Source organism: Gelidibacter sp., from assembly GCF_053579655.1.
The window spans coordinates 1-10,072 of record NZ_JBMDWE010000065.1; the positions used below are offsets into that span (position 1 = coordinate 1).

Below are 10,072 nucleotides of genomic sequence, written 5' to 3' on the forward strand. Positions count from 1 at the left end.
TATTACTCAGCTGCTTTATAGTCTTTTTTATCTATCACTATTTTAGCGATAATTTAGGCTGAATGTTCGCCAAAATAGTGACTAAGAATATTACTCAGCTGCTTTATAGTCTTTTTTATCTATCACTATTTTAGCGATAATTTCTCTCAAAATTTCAGAAGTGCCCCCTCCTATTGGTCCAAGTCTGCTATCACGAAGCATACGTGCCAGTGGATAATCTTCCATATAGCCATATCCACCCAAAAACTGAAGACAGCCATAAATGACTTCATCAGCCATTTTGGTAGAATGCAATTTCGACATGGTGGCTTCCTTAACCACATATTCTCCTCTATTTAAGCGATAGGCTACAGAATAATTGAATTCTTTAGAAATTTCCATATCCGTATAAAAATCGGCTACCTTATGACGCAAGGCTTGAAACTTATCAATGGTTTTGCCAAAAGCAGTGCGCTCTGACATGTATTGAATCGCATATTCTAAGGCATGTTCGGCTCTTGCATGCGCATTAATACCCATGATCAAACGCTCTAAAGCAAAATGCTGCATGATGTATGGAAACCCTTTACCTTCTTCGCCCATCAACTGATCGGCTGGAATGGTCACATTATTAAAAGCGATTTCTCCAGTATCTGACGCTCTCCATCCTAACTTATCAAGTTTGGTCGCCGAAATTCCTGGGGTATTCCTATCGATTACAAAAATACTCATCCCATGATGTCCTGCTTCAGGATCGGTTTTAGCGGCAACCACCAAATAGTCGCTATAAATACCATTGGTAATAAATGTTTTGGAGCCATTAATAACATAAGTATCACCTACTTTTTCAGCTGTGGTGCGCATTCCTGCAACATCACTTCCAGCGAATGGTTCGGTAATGCACAGGCAACCAATTTTATCGCCAGCAATGCTTGGTGTCAAATATTTTTCTTTGATTTCATGACTGCCTTCTATGTTAAGATGGGTCATGGCCAAATAAGCATGCGCCCACATCGCAGCTGCAAAGCCGCCTGAGTTTATTTTTTGTAACTCTTCAAGAAAAATTACGGTGTAAAATAAATCTAAGTTTAGGCCACCATAAGCTTCAGGGTAATTGATTCCAAAAAAGCCCATGTCCCCAAACTTTTTCCAAATAAAGCGGTCAATCGTTCCCGTCTTTTCCCATTTATCAATGTGAGGGACGACTTCTTTTTTCAAAAAATCCTGTAAACTTTGTCTAAAAAGTTGATGTTCTTCGGTGAAGTACATGCTATTCATATGCTTTCTTTTTCATTTAATTGAGGGTCAAATATAACTTAATTATATCAAATTTTTGGACGGGGAAGTTTTTAACTTTCAATAACTCATCAAATGATTTATAGCCATCTCTCAATGTTCTTTGCTCAATAATATAGTGCGCTATTTCATAATCAATATACTGAACTGTGACCAATTGGTCTTTTGTAGCCGTATTGAGATTGATCTTTTCAATTGCTCTTGGGGTTTTAACTGCAAAGTCATTTTTGACACGTTCGATGACTTCTGGTGACAATCCATAAATGTCCTGAAGTTGGATTTCTGAAATAAAACCGCCTTTAAACTTATTACGATATTTGATGATGTTGTCGGAGAGCTTTTCGCCAATGCCATTTACTTTCTGTAAATCTTGAGCTGTGGCCGTATTCAAATCTATTTTTTGATCGTTGGTTTTTGCTCGAAATGAGTTTTGACTTGGATTTTTAGAATAATCAACCCAATTGCTTTTTGGCTTGGAATTCGTAACCCACTCTGGAAAGTTGAATAATGGCGCTAATGCATCCAATAAGGAATCTGAAACCTTGGTAACTTCCTGAAACTGTTTTGCAGAATTGATCCATTGATCTTTTTCTCTAAATTCCAACAATCGGTCAATTTCATCGGTGGACATTCCGAGCGTGTAGCCTTTAAAATCTGTAATATAATTGGGATTGAAAGGATAGACTTTCGGTTTATTTTTATCTGCAGCTTCCCTTTTTAATGAATCGACTTGTTGTCTGAATTTTTGCAAGGCTTTTGCATCTGCCTGTAGTTCTTCCGAAGAAAAATCAACGAAAGCGTAAATGCATTGAAAGACAACGATGAACATAGCCAATAAAAAAACCCCATTCCGTTGACTGTTAGAAAACCTGAAATGGGATTTAAATGACATAATATATTTATTTATTTATTTATGTGTCTCCTGCTTTTTGTAAAGCAGATTGGCTTTTAATTTTTTAACATAAGCATCTAAATCAACCTTGACTTCTGTTGACATAATGTACAATCCTATAATATTAGGGAAAGCCATCGCCAAAATCATCATATCTGAGAAATCGAGAACAGCTCCTAAACTTACAGAGGCACCAATAACCACAAAAACCAAGAATAACATTTTATAGGCGAATTCCACCTTTTTACTTTTTCCGAATAAGTAAGTCCATGCTCTCATTCCATAATAGGACCATGAAATCATTGTCGAAAATGCAAATAAAAATACCGCCAATGCCAAAACATATGGGAACCAAGAAATTTGACTTCCAAAGGCATCAGAGGTTAATTGTGCACCTGCCATACCTTCTACTTCATGCATTCCTGTAAAAATCAACACCAATGCAGTCAATGTACAAACTACAACCGTGTCAATAAACGGTTCCAACAAGGCCACAAAACCTTCTGATGGTGGATTATTGGTTTTTGCTGTACTATGTGCTATTGCTGCCGAACCAACACCGGCCTCATTTGAGAATGCTGCCCGCTGAAAACCTACTACCAAAACACCTATTACGCCACCTTTTAATGCCGACGGACTAAAAGCACCATCAAAAATAGCGGTAAACGCAGGACCAATATTTTGTATATTCATAATAATAACGGTTAAAGACGCAACAATGTAAATAGAGGCCATAACCGGAACTACTTTTCCTGTTACTCTCGCTATACTACTGATGCCTCCAATGATTACTACACCCACTAAAACGGCTGTAACAATACCAAACCAAAAACCGTTACCAACCATAAATGGAAATTGACCGGCCAACTGCTCAAAAGATTGGTTGGCTTGGAACATATTTCCTCCGCCAAAAGAGGCACCAACACCTAACACTGCAAATACACCAGCTAAAACTTTACCAAAGCCCTTCATATTACGCTTTTCGAGTCCGTAACGTAAATAATTCATTGGACCACCAAATACACGACCATCAGGTAAAATATCTCTATACTTCACACCCAAGGTACATTCCACAAACTTTGTTGACATTCCTAACAATCCACATACAATCATCCAGAATGTTGCACCTGCACCACCCAAAGATACCGCAACAGCAACCCCAGCAATGTTGCCCAAACCAACAGTACCTGAAACCGCTGTAGCTAAGGCCTGAAAATGGGTTACTTGACCTGGAGCATCAGGATCATCATATTTGCCACGAGCCAAATCGAGCGCATGTCTAAATCCTTTGAAATTGATAAAGCCCATTCTTATAGTAAAAAACACAGCTCCTAACACTAACCAAATCACAATAAAGGGAATCGGTTTGGTCAGAGGATCTCCGTTAGGGTGGGTTAAAACTAAGGGTTTATCATAAATTACTTGAGCGAAATTGTGCGCCCCTTCCTCAATGACGTGCTTTTTATTATCAGAATTATAAATGGTTTTTCCTTCGGCAAGAAGATGCTTCAGCTTCCCTCTTACATCTGAGTTTACTGTAATCTCTTTTCCGTCTTTATCCGTTATGATAGCGATGGCATCATTTTTGGCAATTTCAGCACCTTCCGGTTTCAGCCATTGCTTAAGCACATACTTATTTTCTATGCCACTAATCCAATCTGGAACACCAATTAGCTTAAGATCAGCATATACAACCGGATCATAAATACCTACAGCGGCAAATGGATCCCAAAACAAAACGCCGCCTAAAGCAGCAACTGCAGGGGTCATTATCCCGTTAAAAATTTCGGTAATGGCTTGGCTTTTTACTGTATAGACTGCCGTTTTACTATCTCCAACAGCATCAGTAACAATCACAGTATATGGCACTCCTTCGGTCAGACCTGTCGCTTCACTCGAGTTTAAAGGTGTACTATGATTGCTCCACCTGAAAGTGTAAGGAGGAACACCTCCTGTTACAGTTACACTAATAACCCCGTCATTAATATTAGTAGAAGGGTTTAATACTTCTCCTTTAATGTTAAAATCTTGGGCAAAAATCAAAACTGGTAATAGTGTACTAAATAGAGCAAGAAGATAGTTCTTCATAAGTAAATTTTATGTGGTTAGTTATAATTGTTTAAAAAACACCACAAGATGCTAAAAATAATTGATTTTATAAAAATTTGCCCGTTAAAAAGAAAATTAGGCGAATCAATATTTTATAGTGCCTTTAATTTACAAGATTTTAAGGATACCTAAACAGAATCCTTGAACCTCTTTAAACTCGATTTTCATTATCTGATAGGTTTTTTTATGAAGTAGATAAACTCTTAATGGTATAAAAGAAGGTATGCGTTACAAATCGAAAACAGAAGAACGTTTCGTGTAAATTAAATCTTTGATTCGCATCCAAAATGCAATAAATAAATACAAAGCAAACCCAAAACCAAGGGTCACAAAGGTAAGGTACAAAAACGTGGTACGGACTACTTTGGCTCTAATGCCCAATCTGTCTGCAATACGTTGACAAACGTAGTACCCGCGTTTTTGAAAATATAATAAAGCTCTATAAAAAATGTTCATGCTGCAAGTTACTATTTTTTTAGTATTTGTAGTGTATAGATTCTATTTGACTAAGAGCGAATTTCCAATGGCACAGCTCATACATCGGTTCTTGTCACAATACTCTGTTTTTAACTGAATCAAGGCTTGAGATGTTAGAGATGAGTTTGACATAGGCCTTAGATTATTAAAGGCTGTAATAATTCCATTTTGTTCAGATGCAATTTTTTGTGCCATCAAAAGACTGGATTCTGCAGCGTTTCCACCTTGATTTTGCTGATAACAAAATCTTAGCGGAAGAATGGTATTGATCAACAACAAATCAACGAAACTCTTAGTCAGCGATTTTTTCGACGACTGCGATAACTTTTCAAAGGTAAAATGGGTATTCCAATACTCAGAGGTTGTGACGTGGAATAGTTCATATAAAGGTTCAATTGTTTCTGCATTCATAATCTTTGCAAACAAACTGTGATGCTGATGGTAAAGCATTGCTAATTGAGACAGCCTAATGGTCGGAAAATTTGGTGGTCTTAATCTAAAAAACTGAAGTGGTAAAACTTGATCATTGGACAGCTTAAATTTCTGTTTTAAAAATTGATACTCTTTAACCAAATTCAAATAATAGGCATTTTCAATATTTATTTCCAACAATCCAAATTGTCCAAAAAACAAAGCTTCTAATTGTAAAGGTTGTGATTGCATTTTCCGGACTATTGAAAAATCAAAAGAATTAGCCATACTAAAAAACGCATCGCCATTTACTTTTAGACCAAAATTTTTCGCCAAAAGCTTAAATAAAACACCTTCCCAATCGTTTTTTGAAGACTTTAATAAGATTTTGATGGCTCTCGATTTTCGTTCGAGACGTTCAATATACAAACGCTCTAGCCAATTGGACATCAAAAAATCATCGACTTCGGCAATATCATTTTCGCAATTGATCCATTTGGAAGGCGTCATCAACAACTTTTGATAGTTATGGAGAACATTTTTATGGATTAAATCATTTAATTGTAAAGTGGGAATTTTGGAATTGTCTTTTCTAAAAATATCCGTGTCATGTTCATAGACCACATGAAGGATGACATTGTCATAGGCCGCATCTAATTCATGATTATGGACATACCAATCGCTCGATTTAATGTGGATCTCCACATTACCTGCCCATAATTGATCATCTATTTTAAGTTGTGCATTGAAAAAATCTGGACCTCCATTTAAATTATACTGTCCATTATTGAGCAAAGCGATGGCCTCACCCGTTGTCGTTTTTAAATGAGCGGTGTCAAACTTCTTAAATTGCCAAACGTAATGTAGAAAGTTCTCTTGCATATCATTAAAATTAGCATAATAATGAATTGCTTTTACACGTGTCTAAAGATAATTTCGAAATGGAGGCATTAACTGAATTACAGCAACAGACTATTGTTCAATACTTTCTGCAGAAAAAGCTTCAAGTTGACCATCAGAAACTGTAACGGTAATTTGAATGGGATTGCAACACACCTCGCAGTCTTCGACATAACTTTGGTGCGGAACAGAATAATCAATGAGCATTGAAATCTCTTCCCAACAATAGGGACATTGAAAAAAATGTTCTTCCATAATGGTTTTAACTTATATGTTCAAGTTCTTCCTGAATGGTTTCCCACTCTGCCATTAACTTAGTCAATTTCTTCTTTTTGGTTTCATAATGGTCAAAAAACTTTGGATCAGCAACGGTTTTATCGTAATCTGCTGCCAGATTCACATCCATCGCTTTGATGTCCTTTTCATGTTGGCTTATTTTAGCCTCAACATTGCTCAACCTGTTATTTAATGACTTTTGTTTTTTCTGATCTTCGTAGGATTGCTTATTGGTTTCTTTGGGCTCTTCTTTGATGACATCACGTTTTTCAACTTCACGTAAATTCTCAACGTTACGTTGTTCCAAATAAAAATCGATGTCGCCTAGATACTCCTTGATTTTTTGATCTTTAAACTCATAAACGCTTTTGGTCAAGCCTTGAAGGAAATCCCTATCGTGCGATACTAAAATTAAGGTGCCTTCAAATTTCTTTAACGCTTCTTTCAAGACATTTTTAGATTTAATGTCCAAGTGGTTGGTAGGCTCATCCATGACAAGCACATTCAAAGGTTGCAATAATAATTTAGCTAAAGCCAAACGGTTACGTTCGCCTCCCGAAAGAACTCTTACGTATTTTTCAGCCTCTTCGCCTCTAAATAGAAAAGATCCTAAAATATCACGCACCTTGCTTCTATTTTTTTCGTTGGCTGCATCAATCATGGTGTCAAGCACGGTTTTATTGCCATCCAAATATTCTGCCTGATTTTGAGCGAAATAACCAATTTGAACATTATGGCCAAGTTTCATCTGGCCTTCGTGCTTCAATTCACCTACAATGATTTTTGCCAAAGTAGATTTCCCTTGTCCGTTCTGACCTACAAAAGCAATTTTGCTTTCGCGTTCCACATTCAAATCAATATTTTTAAGAACTTGCAGGTCGCCATATTTTTTAGAAATATGATGGGCTTCAACCACGACTTTACCTGGAATTATAGATACTGGAAAATTCAGCGTCATGACACTGTTATCATCCTCATCCACCTCAATCCGATCCATACGATCCAACTTTTTGATAAGCGATTGTGCCATCGTCGCTTTAGATGCCTTCGCTCTAAATTTTTCAATCAGCTTTTCAGTTTGCTCAATCTGTTTTTGCTGGTTTTTTTGGGAAGCTAATTGTTGCGTTTTAAGTTCATTACGAAGCACTAAATATTGTGAGTATGGTTTTTTATAATCGTAAATTCTACCAAGTGAGATTTCAATAGTGCGGTTGGTCACATTATCCAAGAACATCTTATCATGCGATACGATAACCACGGCTCCAATATAATTCTTCAAAAACCCTTCTAACCAAATGATGGACTCAATGTCCAAGTGGTTGGTAGGCTCATCCAAAAGCAGAATGTCATTATTTTGGAGTAATAATTTTGCAAGTTCAATACGCATACGCCATCCACCGGAAAACGTATCGGTCAACTTATCAAAATCTTCGCGCTTAAAACCTAAACCTTGGAGGATTTTTTCTGTTTCGCCTTGATAATTATAACCACCGATGATTTCATATTGGTGTTGAATATCACTCAAATCGACCATGAGTTGATGGTAAACCTCGCTTTCATAGTCTGTGCGTTCTACCAATTGATGATTAATAGCTTCTATTTTGGCCTCCAATTCCATAATTTCAGTGAATGCCTCATAAGCTTCTTCAAGTACGGTTCTGCCGATAACAAAATCAATATCTTGTTTTAGAAATCCAATACTTAAATTTTTGTCGGCTGCAATTTGGCCAGAATCTGGTTCCATTTCCTTAGAAAGGATTTTGAGCATGGTCGATTTACCAGCACCGTTTTTTCCGATAAGACCGATTCTATCGCCAGCACCAAGCCGGAAAGTAATATCTTCAAAAAGGTATTCGCCTTGAAAAGAAACAGAAAGATTATGTATGTTGAGCATTATTTGTAAGTATTGTTACAAAACATTGATTTTAAAAATCTTAATTTTGTTTTTTATTTGAGAATGCAAAAGTAATCAAAAACCATGATAAAAAAAGGAAGTAAATTGTATAGTATTTTAACTGGCACCTGTCCGAAGTGCAATGAGGAATCAATGTATATTAACCCAAACCCGTATGCGCTAATGGATACCCTGAAAATCGGCGAAAAATGTTCCCATTGTCAAACCAAATACCGTTTGGAACCCTCGTTCTTTTTTGGATCTATGTATGTTAGTTATGGCGTTGGTATTGCCTTTGCTGTGGCAGCATTCGTCATAAGCTATTACATTACCGGCTCCACCTTAACCACGGCATTCATTGCCATTACGGCCACCCTTGTTGTGTTTATGCCGATCATTATGCGGGTATCCAGAACTATTTGGATCAACTTATTTATTCACTACGATAAGGATTGGGCCAAAAAAGTCGAAAAATAGTTTACTGGCTTTTTTCAAAATTCACAATATTCTCAATCGAGGATTTAAATAATTTCCTAAGACTGAAAGCGTTTGATATCTATTTCAGATTCCAAAGGAGATCCATTTTCTAAATGTTGGAATAATTGTTTAGCAACATACGGTCCGATCATTACCCCGCGAGTTCCCAAACCATTTAAAATGGCCATATTTTTGTGGTCTGGATGGGTTCCAACTAAAGGTCTTCTATCCTTAACCGTAGGCCGAATTCCAGCCACCTGATCCACGACTTCGTAAGGACAACTGATAAGCTCTTTTAGCTTCTCCTCCAATTCGATTTTTGCTTCTTTAGTAACCTTATTGGTTTTATCTTCCCAGTTATAAGTAGCGCCTAGCGAATAGTGATCATCCAATTCAGGAACCAAAAAAACAGAGGATTTTAAAATAAAATCAATTTTCAGATCCGGAGCTTTGATGGTTAATACCTCGCCCTTGGCAACATTAAGTGGAAGATTTTTAAAGAATGGATTTTTAACCATGCCAAAGCCTTCAGCAAAAACAATGTTCTTGGCCTTGATATTCTCATAGATGACCGAGTCGTCATCAAATATTAGCGTCGCATGATCAAAAGTTTCAGTGCTATAACTGTTGATTGTTTTCAAAAACAGTTTGTAGTGTTTTAATAAAGCGGAAGTATCAATGCGGCCGGTTTCCAAAACTTTTCCAAAACCAAAAGGCGCATCAATAAATGCGTTATCATTTTTAATGACTTTTGGAGATAGAAAGTTTTCCAGCATAGGTTTGTCAGAAGCATTGAACCATTCGTTTTGTTCTTCTACAGAAGCAAACCGTCTATAAACAGGTAATTTATAATCGAGAGTTACTCCCAATAACTTCTCCAAGTGTTCATAAAACGCACTGGCCATATCCAATTGCTCCTTGGCTTTCCAAACGCCCGTAAATCGTTTTAAGATGACTGGATTGTACAAGCCTGCTGCAACTATGGATGATTGTTGAGAGTGATCATCAAACACTACAAAGGACTTGTCATGCGCTCTTAGCTCTTCGCAAAAAGAGATACCGGCCAATCCACAACCTACAATGATATAATCAACTTCTTTCATGGTTACAAAAATACTCTTCTTTCTTGAAATTATTTTAATACGTTCTCACAATATTCCAAATCACTATTCTCCGGAAAAGAATTAAGACCGCTCCGCTGATAGAACCAAGAAACAAAGACTAAACACGTAATTAATTGAAAATATGGGCTGTGAAATTCAAAATTAGAATGGATTAAGATGTTTTTGAAATAGTTTTCAAATACCGAGAAATGAAGGAGATTGAGGATCAGTTACGTTGAAAGAACTTTATTGATCACT

General features: G+C 36.8%; 9 protein-coding genes. 1 reads left to right on the forward strand and 8 read right to left on the reverse strand.

The window, feature by feature from the left end; all coding sequences use genetic code 11:
• Positions 1 to 90: 90 nt before the first annotated feature.
• The 7 genes from ACOH2D_RS17970 to ACOH2D_RS18000 form a co-directional block, all read right to left on the reverse strand.
• Complete coding sequence (locus ACOH2D_RS17970) at positions 91 to 1,257, reverse strand: acyl-CoA dehydrogenase family protein (protein WP_348035781.1); 1,167 nt, start codon at positions 1,255 to 1,257, stop codon at positions 91 to 93.
• 16 nt (positions 1,258 to 1,273) lie between these two features.
• Positions 1,274 to 2,167 carry a ComEA family DNA-binding protein gene (locus ACOH2D_RS17975; RefSeq protein WP_449536133.1) on the reverse strand — a complete coding sequence of 298 codons (894 nt, stop codon included), beginning with the start codon at positions 2,165 to 2,167 and terminating at the stop codon, positions 1,274 to 1,276.
• A gap of 15 nt (positions 2,168 to 2,182) precedes the next feature.
• Positions 2,183 to 4,255, reverse strand: a complete 2,073-nt coding sequence (locus ACOH2D_RS17980; RefSeq protein WP_348035778.1) for an amino acid carrier protein — start codon at positions 4,253 to 4,255, stop codon at positions 2,183 to 2,185.
• Positions 4,256 to 4,504: 249 nt separating this feature from the next.
• Complete coding sequence (locus ACOH2D_RS17985) at positions 4,505 to 4,732, reverse strand: PspC domain-containing protein (protein WP_348035776.1); 228 nt, start codon at positions 4,730 to 4,732, stop codon at positions 4,505 to 4,507.
• A 42-nt stretch (positions 4,733 to 4,774) separates the two neighbouring features.
• Positions 4,775 to 6,046, reverse strand: coding sequence for a DUF2851 family protein (locus ACOH2D_RS17990; RefSeq protein WP_348035775.1), 1,272 nt, complete (start codon positions 6,044 to 6,046; stop codon positions 4,775 to 4,777).
• A 90-nt stretch (positions 6,047 to 6,136) separates the two neighbouring features.
• The gene (locus tag ACOH2D_RS17995; protein WP_348035773.1) at positions 6,137 to 6,319 is read right to left on the reverse strand and encodes a CPXCG motif-containing cysteine-rich protein; all 183 of its coding nucleotides are present in this window, start codon (positions 6,317 to 6,319) and stop codon (positions 6,137 to 6,139) included.
• A 7-nt stretch (positions 6,320 to 6,326) separates the two neighbouring features.
• On the reverse strand, positions 6,327 to 8,234 hold the full coding sequence (locus tag ACOH2D_RS18000) for an ABC-F family ATP-binding cassette domain-containing protein (protein ID WP_348035772.1): 1,908 nt from the start codon (positions 8,232 to 8,234) through the stop codon (positions 6,327 to 6,329).
• An 84-nt stretch (positions 8,235 to 8,318) separates the two neighbouring features.
• On the opposite strand from ACOH2D_RS18000, the gene ACOH2D_RS18005 reads away from it, so the two are divergent.
• Entirely contained in the window at positions 8,319 to 8,711 is a 393-nt protein-coding gene (locus ACOH2D_RS18005; protein WP_449536134.1) for a DUF983 domain-containing protein, read from the forward strand.
• A 56-nt stretch (positions 8,712 to 8,767) separates the two neighbouring features.
• Here ACOH2D_RS18005 and ACOH2D_RS18010 read toward each other — a convergent pair whose 3' ends face one another.
• Complete coding sequence (locus tag ACOH2D_RS18010) at positions 8,768 to 9,814, reverse strand: NAD(P)/FAD-dependent oxidoreductase (RefSeq protein WP_449536135.1); 1,047 nt, start codon at positions 9,812 to 9,814, stop codon at positions 8,768 to 8,770.
• Positions 9,815 to 10,072 lie beyond the last annotated feature (258 nt).